This is a genomic window from Thermomonas sp. HDW16, assembly GCF_011302915.1.
Lineage (GTDB): Bacteria > Pseudomonadota > Gammaproteobacteria > Xanthomonadales > Xanthomonadaceae > Thermomonas.
In genome coordinates this window covers 95,705-114,990 of sequence record NZ_CP049872.1, presented here as the reverse complement: position 1 = coordinate 114,990, position 19,286 = coordinate 95,705, and the positions used below count along the sequence as shown (strand labels likewise).

Below are 19,286 nucleotides of genomic sequence, written 5' to 3'. Positions count from 1 at the left end.
GTAAAATTAGGACAATTGACCTATATCGTCAAGCCGGCCGGAAATCCCTGCCTTATCCGCCGTGGCCGTTGCGCCCCGCCTTGCCCAGGATGATCCGCGCCGCGCGCTGGTAGCTCCAATACGCCCACGTCCAGTTGAGCAGCACCACCAGCCGGTTGCGGAAGCCGATCAGGAAGAACACGTGCATCACCAGCCAGAACCACCAGGCCAGCATGCCGGAGAACTTCAATCGCCCAAGATCGACCACTGCGGCCATGCGGCCGATGGTGGCCAGGTTGCCGTAGTCCTTGTATGCGAACTGTTCCGTTGGTTTGCCTGCCAATCGCGCGCGGATGTTGTGTGCGACCACGCGGCCCATCTGCTTGGCGGCCGGTGCAACGCCGGGCACGGGCTTGCCGTCGGCTTGCATCAGCGCGGCCAGGTCGCCGGCAACGAAAATGTCAGGATGGCCCGGAATGCTGAGGTCGGTTTCCACCCGTACGCGGCCGGCGCGATCCAGCGGCACGCCCAGCAGCGCGCCCAAGGGTGATGCCGCCACGCCTGCGGCCCAGACCACGGTCTTCGCGGGAACGAAGGTATCGCCCAGCATGTAGCCGTCTGCGTTGATCTCTTTCACCGGCATGCCGAGCGAAACTTCGACACCAAGTTTTTTCAGCTGCTGTTTCGCCTTGGCCGAGAGGTCTTCGGGGAAGGCGGCCAGCACGCGCGGGCCGGCTTCGATCAGGCGTACGCGCGCTTTCGATGGATCGATGTTGCGGAATTCATCCTTCAGTGTGTGCCGCGCGATTTCGGCCAGGGTGCCGGCGAGTTCAACGCCGGTCGGGCCGCCGCCGACGATGGCGAAGTGCAGCCATGCCTCGCGTTCTGCAGGATCGCTGGCGGCTTCGGCGCGTTCGAAGGCGAGCAGGAGCTTGCGTCGTAGATCCAGCGCGTCATCCAGCGTCTTCAGGCCGGGTGCGTGTTCGGCCCACGCATCGTTGCCGAAGTAGGCATGGGTGGCGCCGCTGGCGAGCAGGAGATAGTCGAAATCGAGCGTGCTGCCATCGTCTAGCGTGATTCGTTTCGCGTTCGCAGCGATGCCGGTCACCGTCGCCATCCGCACTTCGACGTTGTCCTGCTTGCGCAGGATTGCCGCAGCGGCGCGGCGATGTCGGGCGCGGACAGGCCGGCGGTGGCGACCTGATACAGCAGCGGCTGGAACAGATGGTGGTTGCCGCGATCGACCAGGGTGATCCGCACCTTCGCCGATGCCAGTGCGCGCGTGGCCCACAACCCGGCGAAACCGCCACCGATGATCACCACATGCGGCATCGCCATCGCTCAACCCATCCGTTTTGCCACCAGCGCTTCCAGCGTGCGCTGGTCGGCGGCGAATTTGCGGATGCCTTCGGCGAGTTTTTCGGTCGCCATCGCGTCTTCGTTGTGCTGCCAGCGGAAGCTCGCTTCATCTAGCGACGTTGGCGGCGCGGCGCGTTCGCCGGTATCGACCAATGCGCGTGCGACCGTGGCATCGGACTGTTCCAGCGCGGCCAGCAGTTCCGGTGAAATCGTCAGTCGGTCGCAACCGGCAAGCGCCAGCACTTCGCCGGTATTGCGGAAGCTCGCGCCCATCACCACGGTGGCGTAGCCGTGGCGCTTGTAGTGCTGCCAGATGCGCGCGACCGACTGCACGCCGGGATCGTCCTGCGGCGCGGTCGGTGGTTGCATGCCATGCGCAAGATGCCAATCGAGGATGCGGCCGACGAAGGGCGAGATCAGGAAGACGCCGGCTTCGGCGCAGGCGGCGGCTTGCGCGAACGAGAACAGCAAGGTCAGGTTGCAGTGGATGCCGTCGCGCTCCAGCCGTTCGGCGGCGCGGATGCCTTCCCACGTCGATGCGATCTTGATCAGCAGGCGGTCGGTGCCGATGCCGGCATCCGCATACAGCTGTACCAGCCGGTGCGCCTTGGCGATGGTGGCTTCGGTGTCGAAGCTCAAGCGCGCATCGACTTCGGTGGAGACGCGGCCGGGGATCAGCTTGAGGATTTCGCCGCCGATGGCGACCGCCAGGCGATCGCAGGCATCGCCCACGCGGTCATCGCCTGCGGCCTGCGCGATGGCGGCATCCAGCAAGGGCGCATACGCCGGCAGCGCGGCGGCCTTGAGCAACAACGAAGGATTGGTGGTGGCATCCATCGGCCGGAAGCGGGCGATGGCGTCGATGTCGCCGGTGTCGGCGACCACGGTGGAGAGTTGGCGCAGTTGTTCGAGTTGGTTGCTCATCGGTGTCGTCGTCTTGTCTTGCGGCGATTGTCGTTCAGTAGAGTTCCGCCGGATCGACATCCAGCGACCAGCGCAGTTTGCGTGCCTCGGGCAGTGCTTGCAGTTGCGGCATCACTACATCCAGCGCGGCATGCAGGCGGCGGCGTTCGTTCGAGGCCAGGATCAGCTGCGCGCGTAGATAGCCGGCGCGGCGCGGCATCGGCGCGGGCAAGGGGCCGGCGATTTCGATGCCGGCATCGCCCAATAGTTCCTTCGCGCGCTGCAGGAACTGCATCGGCGGATCGGCATGCTTCGCTTCCGCACGCAGCAGGGCGAGATGCGCGAACGGCGGAAACGCAGCGGCTTCGCGCAGCGCGATTTCGCCATCGGCAAACGCGTGGTAACCGCCACCGATCAGCGTAAGCAGCAGCGGATGTTCGGGGTGATGCGTCTGCACCAACACCGTGCCCGGCTTGTCGGCGCGGCCGGCGCGGCCGGCGACCTGGATCAGCAGCTGGGCGAGCTTTTCGCCGCTGCGGAAGTCGGCGGAGAACAGGCCTTCGTCGACGCCGACCACGACGACCAGCGTCAGGTTCGGTAGATCGTGACCCTTGGCCAGCATCTGCGTGCCAACCAAAACTCCGGGCTGGCTGCCGAGTTCGGCGAAGTGGTGTTCGATGGCGTCGCGGCGTTGCGAACTGCCGCGGTCGATGCGCAGTACCGGCGTGTCGGGAAAGCGCTCCTTCAGCACTTCCTCGATGCGTTCGGTACCCGCACCCTGCGGCTGCAGGCCCAGGCTGGCGCAATCCGGGCAGGCCAGCGGCACCGCGCGGCGATGCCCGCAGTGATGGCATTGCAGGCGGTGGCCACCTGCATGCACGGTCATTGCGCTGGGTTTGTCCGGAGTGCCACAGCGCGTGCAATGCGCGCTCCAGCCGCAGTCGTGACAGAGCAGTACCGGCGCATAGCCGCGGCGATTCTTGAACACCAGCACTTGTCCACCGGCTTGCAAAGCGGCGCGAATCGCATCCAGTGCCGTATTCGACAAGCCGGCCTGCAACGGCTGCTTGCGCACATCGACCACGCGCACGGCGGGCGGCTTCGCATTGCCGGCGCGATGGCGCAAGCGCAGATGGTTGTAGCGGCCGGACTGCGCGTTGTGCAGCGATTCCAGCGAGGGCGTGGCACTGCCCAGCACGATCGGCACGCCCAGCGCGCGCGCGCGGACGATGGCGAAATCGCGCGCCTGGTAGCGGATGCCGTCGAACTGCTTGTAGCTGCCGTCGTGTTCCTCGTCGACCACGATCAGCCCGGCATCGGGCAGCGGCACGAATACCGCCGAGCGCGTGCCCACGATCACCCGCGCCTGCCCGCGCGCTGCCGCCATCCAGCTGCGCGCGCGCTCGTTGTCGTTGAGGCCGGAATGCAACGCATGAATCGGCACGCCGAGGCGCGCGCGGAACCGCGCCAGTGCCTGCGGGGTGAGGCCGATCTCCGGTACCAGCACCAGCGCCTGCTTGCCGCGCGCGAGGCAGTCGGTGATCGCGTCCAGATACACCTCGGTCTTGCCGCTGCCGGTGACGCCGTCCAGCAGGAACGCGGCGAAGCCATCTGCCGCGCGGATGGTCTCGGCGGCGGTCTGCTGTTCGGAGTTGAGGGAAACGGGGACGGAGGGAATTAAGTGCGGCTTAATTCCCTCCGTCCCCATTTCGATGCGCTCAACCAGCCCGCGTTCGCGCAAGCCGCGCAAGGCCGAACGCCAGCCGGGGACTTCGTCATCCAGCCATTCCTCGTCGCGAACTGATTCGAACAGCGTCGCCAGCGCTTTCGGTTTGCCTGCGCGCATCGATGGCAATGCGGTGCGGCCGGCCTCGCTCAATCGCCATCCGTATTGGGTGGTGTCCGGCAGCGGCTCGCCGCGCCGCAAGGCGGCGGGCAGTGCGGTGGCCAACACCTCGCCCAGCGGCGCATGCAGGTAGCCGGACAGCCACTGCAGCGAAGCGAACAGTTCGCCCTGCAGCAGCGGCGCAGGATCGGGCAGGGCGAGTACGGATTTGGGTTCGATGCCGGCCTCGGCCACGCCATGGCCGGTGACGATGCCGCACAGCTCGCGCGCGCCGAACGGCACCAGGATGCGCTGGCCGACCGCCACCGATGCGGGATCGATGCCGGGTGGCGGGAAGTAGTCGAAAGGACGTGGCAACGGCACGGGCAGGGCCACGTGCAGTACCGGACGGGTGGCCTGCATGCCGCCAGTCTAGGGCAGGCTGGCCAGACTGCGGCGGTGGCGAATGGGGTTGTGGGCCGGTTTGCGCGGCACAACTCAGGCTTTACTGATGAAAGGCGCGTAACTGCCCGACATCATTAAGAAAATGTCTTTATCCACATCATCTGTGGATAAGTCTGTGCATCCTGCTTGGGCCAGCGTGCGCAAGGGCCGTACAACAAGCGTCGCGCCGGGATTGGCGAAAAAACAGCCATTGCATCCAAATCCTTTCAAAACAAGCACTTGTGCGTGAAACGCAATTGTCATGCCTGCCCGAAAAACCGTGGAACACTGGGCAGTGAAGCTTTTATGACGCCTGTGCACAACCGTTTTACCCACAGACCGCATCACCGCTGGCGGAGCCGCATGCACGCGGGCTGTCAAGCATTCGTTTCGTCGGTCACCAACGGCTGGCGCGGCTAAGATTGCGGTGTGAAACCCTGCCTGCAATGACCCCCAGCCCTGCCCCGCCCTCGCCGGCTGCCGTTGCCGCGTTCCTGCGCGGCCTGGACAAGCGTGCGCGGCTATTCGCCACCGTGCAGGCAGGCGACCCTGGGCGTGGCGAGCATGCGCTGGCCGCCGTCGCGCGGGTGTTCGCCGCGGAAGCCGGACAGTGGCCGCTGGCGCAATGGCCGCAGCAATACTGGCGATTGCTGTTGGCCACGCCCTCGCTGCGCCAGGCGTCGATGCCGGACGCGTCTGCGCTGCTGCCCGGCGTTGCCAGGCTGCCGCCCGCACAACGCGCGGGCGTGCTGCTGCATCTGGTCGCGGGCTTGGACGACGAGGCCGCCGCGGCATCGCTGGGATTGGCGGTGCCGGCCTACCAGGCGATGATCCGCGACAGCCTGCCGCGCAACGAACTGGGCCAGCCGGATGTCGATGTCTGGCGCGCCTGGCGTGCGGCGGCACAGCGCGAACTCGAGCGCGCACCTGCGCCGGCGCCGCTGGCAAGGCCGGTGGCGGAATCCGCACGCGGCGACCGGCGGTTGCCGAAAGCGAAGGCGGAACCGTTGCCATCGCAGGACTCGCGCTGGCTGTGGCTGGGCGTGCTGGCCTGCGTGCTGGCGTTTTCCGCGGCCTTCTTCATCCACCCGGCGGGACGCGAAACGATTTCGAAGTGGTTCGCCAGCATCAAGCGCGAGGCGTTGCCGGCCGCGGCGGCGCCGAAGGCGCGTTTCGATGCCGGCGACATCGCCCTGCACCCTGACCGCGCGCAACTGGCCGCGCCGCAGGAAGCCTGGTACGCCGAGCGGCTCGCCCTGCTGGCATGGCTGGCGAATGCATCCGATCCCGCGGCGGCGGATGCCGTGCCATTGCCGATCGCCAGCGCCAGCGAGCAACCGCGCGTGCGCGATGCCGCCGATGAAGCGGCCGCCATCGCGCAGCGCGTGCGGCAGTGGGAGGCCTTGTCGCCGCGCATGCGCGGCGTGCAACGCGGGCACTGGCAGGCATGGCAGGCGTTGGAGGCGGGCGAGCGCGTGCAGCTGCGCGGCATCGGCCAACGCGTCCGCCAGCTTTCGGGCGAGGAACAACGGCTCCTGCGCGAACGTTTCGCCGCGCAAACCTCCGATGCGCGCGCCGGTTGGCGGCTGGGCCCGCGCTTGGGCCGCGACTGGCCGCGCATCGCGGCGCTGTTCGGTTACGTCGATGCCGCGGAACGCGAACGCCTGTTGCGCTTCCTGCGCGACGCGGCGCCGGAAGACATCGATGCCTGTGCGCGGCTTGCGCAGAGCACGCCGCCGGAGGAGCGCGCGGCCTTGCGTGCGGAACTGTTGGCACAACCGGCCACGCAGCGTGGGGCGTGGTTGCAGGCACAGCTTCAATAGCCGGCAGTGCGTGACTCGATGGGCAATACGTCGGCCAGTAAACGTATGATGATGAAGGGATCGGCCGCCGGCTGAAAGGAATCGCTACGGGATGCAAGCGGGCGAAATCGCGCTGACATCAGTGCTGGTAGTGGAAGACGACGCTGCGATGCAGGCGCGCTCGCAGCGCCTGCTGCGCGAAGTCGGCGGCGACGACATCCGCATCGATGTCGCCGGCGATGTGGCGACCGCGCGCGAGCATGCCGCCCGCGGCGACTACACCCTGGTCCTGGTCGATGTGCAACTGCCGGACGGCAACGGTGTCGACTTCATCGCCTGGCTGCGCGAGCATGCGCCGCAGCTGCCGGCAGTGGTGCTGTCGTCGTGGGCCGAGGAAGGCACCATCCTGTCCGCGCTGCGCAATGGCGCGATCGGCTACCTGCTGAAGAACGCCGAGGACATCGAACTGGCGATGCATCTGCGCAGCCTGCAGCGCGGCGGCGCGCCGATCGATCCGGTCATCGCGCGGCGCATCCTGCAGCTGGTGCCGAAGGCCGCACCACTCTTGATGTCCGATGCACCGCGGCTGTCCGAACGCGAATACGAGATCCTTGGCAGCGTCGAACGCGGCCTGAGCAACCGCGAGATCGCCGAGGCCACCGGCCTGTCGCGGCTGACCATCGAAACCCATACCCGCAACATCTACCGCAAGCTGGCGGTGCGCTCGCGTACCGAGGCCGTGCATGCCGCACGCGAACGCGGCCTGCTGCAATGATCCTGCGCGCGGTGCTCGCCCTGCTGCTGTGGTGTTGCGCTGGTATCGCGCAGGCGCAAGCCGCACCGATCACCATCGCGAAAGCGGAGGCCGCGCGTTCGGACTGGAACGCGCAGACGCCGCCGATCGACGGCTGGGTGTCGGTGACCTTGCAGGACGATTGGGGCGAGCGCTGGCCGGATCACGATGGCGTGGTCTGGTATCGCGTGCGATGGAATCAGGCCGACGCGCAAGTGCCCACCGGCCTGCTGCTCGATTACACCGGCATGGCAGCCGAGGTGCGGCTCAACGGTAGCGTGATTGATCGCGATGCATCGCTGGTGGAGCCGTTGTCGCGCAAATGGCACGTGCCGCGCCATTACGTGGTGCAGGCGCCACTGTTGAAACAGGGCGAGAACGAGCTGCTGGTGCGGGTGTCGGGACTCGGCGAATACGTACCGGGCCTCGGTACGGTGTCGGTCGGGGATGCCAAGGCGCTGCAGGACAGCTTCAGCGAAGCCGTCTTCATTCGCCGCGATTTGCAGATCCTCTATTTCACCATCGGCATCGTCGTCGCTTCGCTGTTCGGGTTGTTCTGGCTGGTGCGCCAGCAGGACACCACCTATGGCTGGTACGCGCTCAGCGGCTTTTTCGGCAGCCTGTATGGCAGTAACTACATCGTCGAGAATATCTGGCCATTCCCGACCACCAACATGTGGCAGGCCTTCATCTCGGCCACCTTCGTGGCGATGGTGGTGACGCATGCGATCTTCCTGCTGCGCTACTGCAATCGCCGCTGGCCGCGCATCGAGCGCGCGTTGCTGGTGATTGCCTTGCTGGCGCTGGTGCTGGTTCCGATCATTCCCGACTGGATGGGGACGCAGCGCAATACCTATCTGATCCCGGCGGTCGCCTTCGTGTATGTCGCCAACCTCGCCTTCATCGGCTATGCCTTGCGCAAGCGTCGCATCGATTACCTGGTGCTGGCGGCCTGCGTCAGCGTCCCGCTGGTGGTGTCCTTCCACGACCTTGCCATTTATCTGTGCTGGATGAAGGCATCGACTTACCTCGGCGCGCTGTTGTCCCCATTGACCGTCCTCGGCACGGCCTTCGTACTGGCCTATCGCTTTGCCAACACCATGAAGCGTGTCGAAGGCTTCAACGCCGAACTGACCCGCGAAGTGCATTCGGCGACCTCGCAGCTTGCGCAGACGATGAACCAGCAACACGCGCTGGAACTCGCGCACACCCGCGCCGGCGAGCGCCTGCAACTGGTGCGCGACCTCCACGATGGTTTTGGCGGCACTCTGGTCGGCGCCATCGCGCGACTCGAACAGGCGCCGGAAACTTCATCGGAGGCAAGCCTGGTGTCGATGCTGAAGGATATGCGCGACGACCTGCGCCTGGTGATCGATACTACCGCGCAGGAACAGGCGGACCTGGCCGCATTGATCGCGCCGCTGCGGCATCGCGCCAGCCGTTTGCTGGAAGCGGCGGACATCGACGCCTACTGGCAGGTGGAAGGCATCGACGGTCTGCACCTGGAACCTGCGCGCAGCCTCGACCTGCTGCGACTGTTGCAGGAAGCGCTGACCAATGTGTTCAAGCACAGCCGCGCGCAACGGGTGGACGTGCGCATCGCGCGCGCGGGAGAACGGCTCGAAATCAGCGTGCGCGACGATGGCGTGGGCTTGCCGGCGAGCAGCATGCTGCGCATGGAAGGCGGCGGTGCGGGGTTCGCGTCGATGCGGTTGCGCGCGATGCGGCTGGGCGGCGATTTGCAGGTGCGAGACAGGGCGCCGGGCATGGAGCTGCGGTTGGAGATGCCGCTGGCTGGGTGAGTGCGCGGGCGATTCGCCCTCCGGCCTACCTGATTTCGTGGATGTTCAAGCCGCGCCCATGTGCATACTTTAGGCGGCACGACCGTCGGCGACGGCTGTGCCGGGCGGCATGGTGACTGGCGGTTCCTTCGGGGAAATCGCCATGCGCATGTCTCGCCGCAATGTCCGCCGTTCCGTGCTGTCGCTGGCTGTCAGCGGCGGTTTGTCGTTGCTGACCACGCCGGCGCTGGCCGGGGTGGTCTGCACCACCACGCCGGCGACACCCAGCCAGCCCAACAGTGCCGCCGGCGCGGAAGCCGTAGCCTGCGGCGACGGCAATCGCGCCCTGGGTGCCAACAGCGCGGCGTTCGGCACCTGGTACGACGCCAATAGCAATGGGGTGTTCGATGCCGGAGATGTCTTGAACACCGTCAACGGCAATTTCGGCAGCGCGTTCGGCGTGGGCAATACCGCTGGCGGCGGCAGCAGCAACGCGTTCGGCCTGCTCAACGCCGCCAGTGCCGCGTACAGCAGCGCGTTCGGCAACACCAATACTGCGGGCGGCGTTGCCAGCAGTGCGTTCGGCTACATGAACACCGCGAATGGCTTGTACGGCAGTGCATTCGGCTACACGAACATCGCCAGCGGCAGCGCCAGCAGCGCATTCGGCTTTCGCGGCAGCGCCAGTGGCCAGGGCAGCATGGTGCTCAGCGGCTGGTGGAACAAGAACAACGACGGGACCGTCGACGCCGGCGAAACCAGCAGCGCCAGTGGCCCCAGCAGCGTCTCCGTGGGGGCCGGTACCCAGGCGTCCGACGTCTTCAGCGTGGCGGTGGGCGTGGGCAGCGTGGCCGGCGACGGCAATCCCGGCTCCATCGGCCGCAACAGCACCGCGGTGGGCACCTGGTACGACCAGGACGGCGATGGCGTGTTCGATGCCGGCACCGACCAGGTGAACAGCGCGTCCGGCAGCTACAGCAGTGCATCCGGCGTGGGCAACACCGCCAGCGCAGAGCGGAGCAGCGCGTTCGGTTTCCTCAACACGGCCAGCGGCAGCTACAGCAGCGTCTTCGGCAATCAGAGCATCGCCAGTGGCTTCGGCAGCAGCGCGTTCGGCTTTGGCGGCTACGCCAGCGGCGCGTACAGCACGGTGCTGAGTGGCTGGTGGGACAAGAATGGCGACGGCTCGCCGGGTAACGACGAAGTCGGTGTTGCGCTGGGTACCAGCAGCGTGGCCGTGGGCAACGGCAGCATCGCCACGGACAACACCAGCGTGGCGCTGGGCGTGGGCAGCGTGGCGGGCGACGGCGATCCCGCCACCGCCAGCGGCAGCAACAGCATCGCGGTGGGCACCTGGTACGACCAGGACGGCGATGGCGTGTTCGATGCGGGCACCGATTGGCTGACCCAGGCCTCCGGGACGCACAGCAGCGCGTTCGGCGTGGGCAGTGACGCCAGCGGGCTCTTCAGCAGTGCGTTCGGCTTCTCCAATACCGCCGGCGGCAACAAGAGCAGCGCGTTCGGCTTCTTCAATACCGCCAGCGGCATCGGCAGCAGTGCCTTCGGCAGTCTGAACACGGCCAGCGGCCAATGGAGCAGCGCGTTCGGTTACGGCTCGCAGGCGCTGAACATTGGCAGCACCGCGATCGGTTACCAGGCGATCGCCGACCGCGACTATGCGGTGTCGGTGGGCAGCGCGACCACGCAGCGCCAGATCATCCATCTTGCGGCGGGTACGTCAGCCACCGATGCGGTCAACAAGGGCCAGCTGGATGCGGCCATCGCCGGCGTCAGTGGTGGCGGCGCCCCGCTGCATTTCTTCAGCGTGAATTCCACCGACAGCACCGCAGGCAACTACAACAACGACGGGGCGACCGGCACGGATGCCACTGCGGTGGGCGTGCGCAGCACCGCCGGCGGCGACAGCAGTCTGGCCGTGGGTACCAATGCCATCGCCAACGACAACAACAGCGTCGCGGTGGGTACCTGGTATTACTCGACCTTGCCAGGCACCAAGGATCTCAACGGCACGCTGACCCAGGTCAACGGAGATAGCAACAGTGCGTTCGGCGTGGGGAGTTCCGTCATTGGCGACTCAAGCACCGCGCTCGGCGCCTTGAACTACGTTGACGGCGTGTTGAACAGTGCGGTTGGCTCCGGCAACACCGTCATCGGCAATTTCAACAACGCGTTTGGCACATGGAATCTAGTCGGCCACACCGTCGAAGTCATCAACTACAGCAACGCAGTTGGCACCCAAAACGTTGTTCAAGGTGAAAGGAGCAACGCGGTAGGTACTTTTAACAATGTCTACGGGCATTACAGCAACGCATTCGGCAGTCATAGCTCGGTCTCGGGCAATTTCAGCGTTGCGATCGGCACTCACGCTGCAGTGACGGTGAATAAAGGCGTCGCGATCGGTTACGGCAGCCGGGGATTGAAGGAGGGCAGCACCGCCATCGGCTACGAGGCGGTGGCCGACGAAGCCGGCGTGGTCTCGTTCGGCCACGCGGCGGTCGATCTGGATATAAACGGCAATGCCTACGGCAGCGACCGCAACGCCCGCCTGGTTCATGTGGCGGCGGGCATCAACGCCACCGATGCGGTGAACTTTGGGCAGTTGACTGACGCCATCGCCGGCGTCAGTGGTGGCACAGCCGTGCATTTCTTCAGCGTCAATAACACCAATAGCGCCGCCGGCAACTACAACAACGACGGGGCGACCGGCGACGACGCCGTTGCGGTGGGCGTGGGCAGCACCGCCTACGACAACAACAGCGTGGCCATCGGCGTGGGCAGCGTGGCCGGCAACAGTGCTGCCGGCACCACCAACGGGGCAAACAGCATCGCGGTGGGCACCTGGTACGACGAGGACGGCGATGGCGTGTTCGATGCGGGCATTGACCGGGTGACCCAAGCCAGCGGGCTGATGAGCAGTGCGTTTGGTGTAGGGAGTGTCACCAACGGTAACTACAGTAGCGCGTTTGGCTACATTAATACCGCCAGCGGCAGCCTAAGCAGCGCGTTCGGCTTCCAAAACGTCGCAAGCAATGCTAACAGCAGCGCGTTCGGCACCCGGAACACGGCTGCCGGTGGTGGCAGCAACGCGTTCGGCCTCGCCAACACCGCCAGTGGTGAGAGCAGCACTGCATTCGGGGTGGCGAACACCGCCAGCGGCATGAGAAGCAGCGTGTTCGGTTACGGATCTCAGGCGTTGAACTTCGGCAGCACCGCGATCGGTTATCAAGCGGTCGCCGACCGCGACTATGCGGTGTCGGTGGGCAGCGCGACCACGCAGGGCCAGATCATCCATCTTGCGGCGGGTACCGCCGATACCGATGCGGTCAATGTGGGGCAACTGTTCCCGCTGGCGTCCGCTTTTGGCGGTGGCGCGAGTTATGCCGGCGGCGTGTTCGCGCCGCCCAGCTACACCATCCTGGGCATCACCTACAACAACGTGGGCGACGCGCTGGCAGCGATCGGCAGCTGGATGGATACCGGCGGCAATGGGGTGCAGTACGACGATCCCAGCCAGTCCAGCGTGACCCTGCAGGGTGCGGATGGCACGCAAGTGCATAACCTGGCCGACGGCACCGCCGCCACCGATGCCGTGAACCTGGGGCAGCTGCAGGACGGCGATGCCGACACGCTGGCCGCCGCCAATACGCACGCCGATGCCGGTGATGCGGCCACGCTGGCCGCCGCCAATACGCACGCCGATGCCGGTGATGCGGCCACGCTGGCGTCGGCCAATGGCTATACCGACACCCGCGAAGCGGCGGTGCGCACCGACATGGCCGCGGGCGATGCGGCCACCCTGAGCAGCTCGAAGGCGTATACGGACACCCGCAGCACCGCCACGCTGAGCGCGGCGAATGCGTACACGGACAGCAAGTTCGCGGCCTGGAACGACAACTTCACCCAGTACCAGCGGGAAGTGGATGTGCGCTTCGCCAAGACCGACCAGCGCATCGACCGGATCGGTGCGATGGGCGCTGCGATGACCCAGATGTCGGTGAACGCGGCCAACGGCAACAGCAGCAAGGGCCGCATCGCCATCGGCGTGGGTGCACAGGGCGGCGAGGGGGCGGTGTCGATCGGTTACGGCAAGCGCCTGGGTGATCGCGGTTCGTTCTCGCTGGGCGCCAGCTTCGGCAGCGGTGAATCCAGCGCCGGCGCGGGCTTCGGCTTCGACCTGTAAGGCAAGCCTTGCTGCGGGGGCGCCCGCCGTCGTTGCGGGAGGGGGCGATGCTTCGGCATCGCCCCCGTTCGTTTATCAGGCCGCTACTGCGCGCAGCACGCGCCGGCTTGCGTTGAACCTGCCGCCGAAGCGAGCGATGCCATCGCCGCGCAATCGCGGTGCGTGTTGGTCGAAGTAGTCCTGCAGTGCAGCTTCGTCATGCATGCGGTACTGCACGCACAGCGCGATGCGGCCGGGAGCGGGCGGCGGGTCGATCACGTCGAACACGCGCGCATCGAGGAAGCCGGGCAGGGCGAGGATGTCGTCGATATGTCCGCGCAACCAGGCGCGGTAGTCGGCTTCGATGGCGGCCTCGACATCGAGGTTCACCTCGTAGACGACATCGCCGGCCTGCGCCGCGCTCACATCGCCACCAGTCCGATCGCCATGCTCGCCGCGATCGCGAAGCTGAGCAGGATCGTGTAGCAGAAGCCCAGCACGCAGTACTTCAGCAGCGTCATCGGCCAGCCCTGCGCATAGACGCGCTTCTGCATGAGCAGCAGGTAGATCGGCATCCAGGCGATCAGCAGGCCTTCGATCCAGCCGAACAGGGTGGCGAGCGCGCCGCCGTTCGGGGCCAGCCACTCCTGCAGCATCCGCACCAGCAACACCAGCAACAGGTCCAGGCACAGGAAGGCATGGCTGTGCAGGGCCACCACCACGTGCTCCATGTACAGCCGCCGCTTGAGCAGGTAGGCCAGCTTCAGCATCAGCGCGAAGATCGGCACCAGCACGAACAAGGTGGTGGGCACCGCGCTGAGCACCGCGTCCTTGAACGCGGACGGATCTTGCTTCAGCCGTTCGATGTTGCGGTTGCCGCGTACGATCTGGTCGTTGAGCCAGCGGTTGGCGAAAGAAGGCAGCCAGGTGTCGACCGGGTTCTTCTTGGCATCCCAGCGTTTGCCATTGATGCTGAGGTTGAGCTTGTTCTCGTCGGCTTCCGGCACCGGCTCGCCCTTGGCCTGCGCCTCCTGCAGTTGCTTGATCCGCGCGTTGGCTTCCTCGCGCACTTTCTGCTCGCCGGCTTCGATGCCAGGGATGCCGCTGGCGGCAGGCGTGCCCGCCATGCCCTTCTTTGCATCTGCGAGCCCGGCCAGCGCCACATCGCGGCGTTTCTCGACCTCGGCCACGGTGCTCGCGTCGCGGATGTTGCCGTTGCTGCCCTTGCCGTCCACGTCGATCGCGTCCGGGCCGATTTGGAAGCTCAGCTGGGCGAGGAAGAACGTCACGATGGCGAGGAAGAAGAACAGCCGCACCGGGGTCACGTAGCGCACCTGGCGCCCGGCGAAATATTCGGTGCTGAGGAAGCCGGGCTTGGCGAACAGCGGCGGCAGCGTGCGCAGGATGCGGGTGTCGATGTTGAACACGCTGTCCAGCAGGTCGCCGAACAGGTTGCCCAGCGGCCGCACCAAGCCTTTCACCGGCTGTCCGCAGGCGTAGCAGTGCGCGCCCAGCAAGGGCGTGCCGCAGTTGCGGCAGTCGCCGGCGGCGGCGGTCGGTGTGGCTTCGGTATTGGTGGTTTGTTCGGTCATCGGCATTCACCCTGTCGCCGTTAAGATGGCAGCCCTTGCGCGATTGCGCCACCGCAGCGCACGGAAACCGCCATGACAGACACGACCACGCCGATCCGGTTTCGCGACGAGGTGCGCACCAGTGCGCGCCTGGCCGCGCCGTTGGCGGCCGGTCACCTGTCGCATGGCCTGGTCGGTTTCGTGGACACCGTGTTGGCCGGCCAACACGGCACCACCACGCTGGCGGCGGTGGCGGTGGGCACGGCGCTGTTTTGGCTGCCGATGATGTTGCCGATGGGTACCTTGATGGCGCTGCCGCCGTCGGTCTCGCAGCTGGATGGCGCGCAGCGGCGCGGCGAGATCGGCCCGCTGTGGCGGCAGTCGCTGTGGCTGGGGCTTGGATTGGGCGCGCTGCTGTTCGTGCTGATGACGGTGTTGCCGTGGCTGCTGGGGCCGATGGGGATTTCCGCGGCGATCATCCCCGGTGCCATCGAGTTCCTGCACGCGATCCGCTGGGGCATCCCGGCATTCACCCTGTACCTGTGCATGCGCTATCTCAGTGATGGCCTGCATTGGTCGTTGCCGACCATGCTGATCGGCTTCGGCGGCCTGTTCTTCCTGGCACCGGTCGGTTACGTGCTGACCAACGGTCTGTTCGGGCTGCCGGCGATGGGCGCGGCCGGCCTCGGCTGGGCGTCGGCGGCGATGTTCTGGGTGCAGCTGCTCGCGTTCGCGCTGTACCTGCGGCTGTCGCCGCGCTTCGCCGACCTGCGCCTGTACGCGCGCTGCGAACGGCCGCAGTGGCCGGTGATCCGTGGCCTGCTGGGCCGTGGCCTGCCGATCGGCGTCACCATCACCATGGAAGGCGGCCTGTTCATCGTCACCACCCTGTTGATCGGGCGCTTGGGCGAAGTGCCGGTGGCCGCGCACCAGATCGCGATCAACGTGGCCACGCTGTGCTTCATGATCCCGTTCGGCGTGGCCGAGGCCACCACCGTGCGCGTGGGCCATGCGCTGGGCCGCGGCGACCGCGACGGCATCCGCCGCGCCTATTTCGCGGGGCTGGCGCTGGTATTGGGCACGCAGGCGGTGTCCGCGCTGATCATGCTGTCCGGCAACCATGTCATCGTCGGCCTGTACACGAGCGATGCCATGGTAGGCGCGCTGGCCGCCTCGCTGCTGCTGTATGCCGCGCTGTTCCAGTTTCCGGACGGCGTGCAGGTGCTGTCCGCCGGCGCCCTGCGCGGCCTGAACGACACCCGCGTGCCGATGTGGCTGGCCGCGCTGGCCTATTGGGGGATCGGCATGCCGGTCGGCGCCGGCCTGGGCCTGGCGCTGGGCTGGGGGCCGAAGGGCATGTGGCTGGGCCTGACCGCCGGACTGTCGGTGGCGGCGTTCCTGTTGTGCCGGCGCTTCTTGCGCAGCAGCCGCCGCGTCCCCATCGTGCAGGAAGCCTCGATCGAGGCCGGCCATCGGTCACCGTGACCGATGCCGCATGAGCCTTTCACGCCGTCTCGGTAGCATGTCGCCTACACGCAGCACTCGTTTTTTCCGGAGCACGCAATGAACCAACCGCGCAGCCGCGGCCCCATCGCCCGCGTTTTCATCGGCCTGTGGGATGCCGTCAATTTCAGCCGTCGGCTGGTCTTCAACCTGCTGTTCCTGCTGGTGGTGTTCCTGCTGCTGGCGGCGATGTTCGGCGGCGGCAAGCTGGCGCCGCTGGCCGACAAGTCGACTCTGGTGATCGCGCCGGAAGGCCAGCTGGTCGAGCAGTTCCGCTGCGACCCGCTGAGCCGCAAGTTCGCCGCCGCCACCAACAGCAACGATTGCCGCGAAGTGCGCCTGCGCGACCTGCTGCGCGCGCTGGATGCGGCGAGCACGGACAAGCGCATCGACCGCGTGGTGCTGCAACTGGATGAATTCCAGCCGAGCGGTTTTGCTTCGCTGCGCGATGTCGCCGCCGCCATCGGCAAGGTCAAGGCCGCCGGCAAGCAGGTCATTGCTTATGGCGACAACTACACGCAAGGCCAGTACCTGCTCGCTGCGCAGGCGAACAAGATCTACCTCGACCCGATGTCGCAGGGCGGGGTGATGCTGGAAGGCCTGGCCGGCTACCGCCAGTACTACCGCCAAGGCCTGCAGGACAAGCTGGGCGTGGACATGCACCTGTTCAAGGTGGGCGAGTACAAGTCCGCCGCCGAGCCCTACATCCTCGACGCCGCATCGCCGGAATCGAAGGAAGCCGACCTGTTCTGGATGAACGATGTGTGGCAGCGCATGCTGGCCGACATCGGCAAGGCGCGCGGGCTGCAGCCGGCCGTACTTGCCGCGAACATCGACGCGATGGCCGACCAGGTCGCCGGAGCGAATGGCGATCTTGCGCAACTCGCGTTGAAGCAGAAGCTGGTCGATGGCTTGAAGACCCGCGAGGAGGTCGAAGACCTGTTGCTCGAAGGCGGCACCGCCGACGACACCGCCGAGGGCGGCTTCCGGCAAGTCGCGTTGGAGACGTACGTACAACACCTTGATGGTGCGTTGTCGCCGGCCGACATGCGTCCGCAGGTGGCGGTGGTGGTGGCCGAAGGCGAGATCGCCGGTGGCGAATCGCCGCCGGGTAAGGTGGGCGGTGAATCCACCTCGGCGCTGCTGCGCGCGGCGCGCGACGACGACAACGTCAAGGCGCTGGTGCTGCGGGTGAACTCGCCGGGCGGCGAAGTGTTCGCCTCCGAGCAGATCCGCCGCGAAGTCGCTGCGCTGAAGAAGGTCGGCAAGCCGGTGGTGGTGTCGATGGGCGACGTGGCCGCCTCCGGCGGTTACTGGATCAGCATGAACGCCGACCGCATCTACGCGGATCCCTCGACCATTACCGGTTCGATCGGCATCTTCGGCCTGTTCCCCACCGCCAACCGCGCGCTGGACAAGATCGGCGTGCATACCGATGGCGTGGGCACCACGAAGTACGCGGGTGCGTTCGACATCACACGCGCGCTGGATCCGGGCGTGGGCACCATCGTGCAGTCGGTGATCGACAAGGGTTACCGCGATTTCACCGGCAAGGTCGCGCAGGCGCGTGGACGCAGCGTGGAACAGATCGATGAAGTCGCGCGCGGCCGCGTGTGGAGCGGCGAGCAGGCCAAGCAGCGCGGGCTGGTCGATGCCTTCGGCGGCGTGGATGCCGCAGTGGCGGATGCCGCTGCGCGCGCCAAGCTGGGCAAGCCCGACACCTGGCAGACCCGCTACCTGGAGGAAACCGCCAAGCCGTTCGCGCAATGGTTCGGCGGCCTGGTCAGCAGCCGTGCCGGGCTTGGCCTGCTGCGCGCCTCCGGCATCGGCGAGGCGCTGTTGCTGGAGCATGTCGCCAGTCAATCCGACGCGCCGCTGCGCTTCGTGCAGAACGCGTTGGAGAACCGCGGCAACGTCCGCGTGACCCCGCTGGCGCACTGCTTCTGCAGTGCGCAGTAAGCACGATCCTCAGCGGCGGACGTCGAGGCGTTCGCCGTTGAGCAGGGCCATCACATCGGCCGCGCTGGCCAGGCTGGCGTCGCCCGGCAGGTAATGCTTGAGGCAGGCTGCGGCCTGTCCGAAGGCCAGGCTGTCCGCATCGTCCATGCCCGCCAGCAGGCCATGCAGCACGCCGGCGGCGAAGGCATCGCCAGCGCCGATGCGGTCGACGATCCCGCCAAGCTCGATGCCGTCGCGTACGTGCAACGCGCCATCGCGGGTGGCCAGCATCGCGCCCAGGCGGTGGTGGTCGACGCTGGCCTGCGCGCGGGTGGTGGTGGCGATGCGTTGCAGGCGCGGGAACGCCGCGAACGCAGCGCCAGCGGCGGCAGTGAAACGGTCGCGCGCGGACAGTGACGCGTCGCCATCGATGCCCAGCACCAGTTCGATGTCGCGGTGATCGGCGAAGGCGAGGTCGGTTTCCAGCAGCAGCGCGTGCAGGCGGGTACGCGGATCGCCATCCCACGCGGCCCACAGCTTGGCCCGATAGTTGCCGTCGAACGAGACCAGCACACCAGCCGCGCGTGCCGCGCGCGCGGCCTCCAGCGCGGCCTGTGCGGTCGCGGGGCCGAGCGCGGGGGTGATCCCGGAGAGGTGCAGCAGGCGCGTATCCGCGAGCAGGGCGGGCCAGTCGTAGGTGTCAGCTGCGGCGAGCGCGAATGCGGAGCCGGCGCGGTCGTACAGCACTTCGCTGGGACGGTGGCCGGCGCCGGTGGTGTAGAAATACAGGCCCATGCGGCCTTCGTCGAAACGCAGTGCGGTGGTGTCCACGCCATGTCGGCGCAGGGCGTCGCGCGCGGCGTATCCCAGCGGATTGGCAGGCAGCACGCCGGCCATCGCGCTGGCATGGCCGAACGCCGCCAGCGAGACCGCGACATTGGCCTCGGCGCCGCCCACGTGCACGTCCAGGCGTGGCGTCTGCAACAGTAGCTCGCGCCCCGGCGCGGCCAGCCGCAGCAGGATTTCACCGAAACACAGCACTCGATCCGTCATTGCCCGTACCCCTCCGGTTTCCGCCACGGTACCGCCATCGTGCACTGCAGCATGCCTTGTCGCCCGGCTAGTGCTACGGTTTTGACCAGCGGTGTCATTTTCCGCTGACGAACCTAGGGAAGTGCGGGCGCCACGTCAAGGCACGCATGAAATTC

The 19,286-nt window shown here is 66.9% G+C and carries 11 protein-coding genes and 1 pseudogene; 6 read left to right on the top strand and 6 right to left on the bottom strand.

Translation table 11 applies throughout. The features are described from left to right. Positions 1-52: 52 nt before the first annotated feature. The 3 genes and pseudogenes from G7079_RS00520 to G7079_RS00510 all read right to left on the bottom strand — a co-directional run bounded on the left by G7079_RS00520 (position 53) and on the right by G7079_RS00510 (position 4,489). Positions 53-1,311, bottom strand: a pseudogene (locus G7079_RS00520) (NAD(P)/FAD-dependent oxidoreductase). Between the two features lie 9 nt (positions 1,312-1,320). Further along, positions 1,321-2,262, bottom strand: coding sequence for a transaldolase (gene tal, locus G7079_RS00515; protein WP_166054526.1), 942 nt, complete (start codon positions 2,260-2,262; stop codon positions 1,321-1,323). A 34-nt stretch (positions 2,263-2,296) separates the two neighbouring features. Then, positions 2,297-4,489 carry a primosomal protein N' gene (locus tag G7079_RS00510; RefSeq protein ID WP_166054524.1) on the bottom strand — a complete coding sequence of 731 codons (2,193 nt, stop codon included), beginning with the start codon at positions 4,487-4,489 and terminating at the stop codon, positions 2,297-2,299. A 467-nt stretch (positions 4,490-4,956) separates the two neighbouring features. On the opposite strand from G7079_RS00510, the gene G7079_RS00500 reads away from it, so the two are divergent. From G7079_RS00500 to G7079_RS00485, 4 genes are all read left to right on the top strand, one after another. Next, on the top strand, positions 4,957-6,333 hold the full coding sequence (locus G7079_RS00500) for a hypothetical protein (protein WP_166054520.1): 1,377 nt from the start codon (positions 4,957-4,959) through the stop codon (positions 6,331-6,333). Positions 6,334-6,424: 91 nt separating this feature from the next. After that, positions 6,425-7,087 carry a response regulator transcription factor gene (locus G7079_RS00495; RefSeq protein WP_166054518.1) on the top strand — a complete coding sequence of 221 codons (663 nt, stop codon included), beginning with the start codon at positions 6,425-6,427 and terminating at the stop codon, positions 7,085-7,087. After that, complete coding sequence (locus G7079_RS00490; RefSeq protein ID WP_166054516.1) at positions 7,084-8,907, top strand: ATP-binding protein; 1,824 nt, start codon at positions 7,084-7,086, stop codon at positions 8,905-8,907. The genes G7079_RS00495 and G7079_RS00490 overlap by 4 nt, the downstream gene beginning before the upstream one ends. 142 nt (positions 8,908-9,049) lie before the next feature. After that, positions 9,050-13,087: a hypothetical protein gene (locus tag G7079_RS00485; RefSeq protein ID WP_166054514.1), complete on the top strand. Its 4,038-nt coding sequence runs from the start codon at positions 9,050-9,052 to the stop codon at positions 13,085-13,087. Between the two features lie 75 nt (positions 13,088-13,162). Here G7079_RS00485 and G7079_RS00480 read toward each other — a convergent pair whose 3' ends face one another. Both G7079_RS00480 and G7079_RS00475 read right to left on the bottom strand, forming a co-directional pair. Further along, entirely contained in the window at positions 13,163-13,492 is a 330-nt protein-coding gene (locus G7079_RS00480) for a DUF4286 family protein (RefSeq protein WP_166054512.1), read from the bottom strand. Beyond that, positions 13,489-14,658, bottom strand: coding sequence for a DUF3667 domain-containing protein (locus G7079_RS00475; protein WP_166054510.1), 1,170 nt, complete (start codon positions 14,656-14,658; stop codon positions 13,489-13,491). Before G7079_RS00475 ends, G7079_RS00480 begins: the two co-directional genes overlap by 4 nt. Before the next feature lie 72 nt (positions 14,659-14,730). Here G7079_RS00475 and G7079_RS00470 point away from each other — a divergent pair, with 72 nt between their 5' ends. Together G7079_RS00470 and sppA are read left to right on the top strand one after the other, a co-directional pair. Continuing rightward, entirely contained in the window at positions 14,731-16,122 is a 1,392-nt protein-coding gene (locus tag G7079_RS00470; RefSeq protein WP_166054508.1) for an MATE family efflux transporter, read from the top strand. 78 nt (positions 16,123-16,200) lie between these two features. Beyond that, on the top strand, positions 16,201-18,099 hold the full coding sequence (gene sppA / locus G7079_RS00465) for a signal peptide peptidase SppA (RefSeq protein WP_166054506.1): 1,899 nt from the start codon (positions 16,201-16,203) through the stop codon (positions 18,097-18,099). 9 nt (positions 18,100-18,108) lie between these two features. Here sppA and G7079_RS00460 read toward each other — a convergent pair whose 3' ends face one another. Then, complete coding sequence (locus tag G7079_RS00460; RefSeq protein WP_166054504.1) at positions 18,109-19,131, bottom strand: sugar kinase; 1,023 nt, start codon at positions 19,129-19,131, stop codon at positions 18,109-18,111. Between the last annotated feature and the right edge of the window lie 155 nt (positions 19,132-19,286).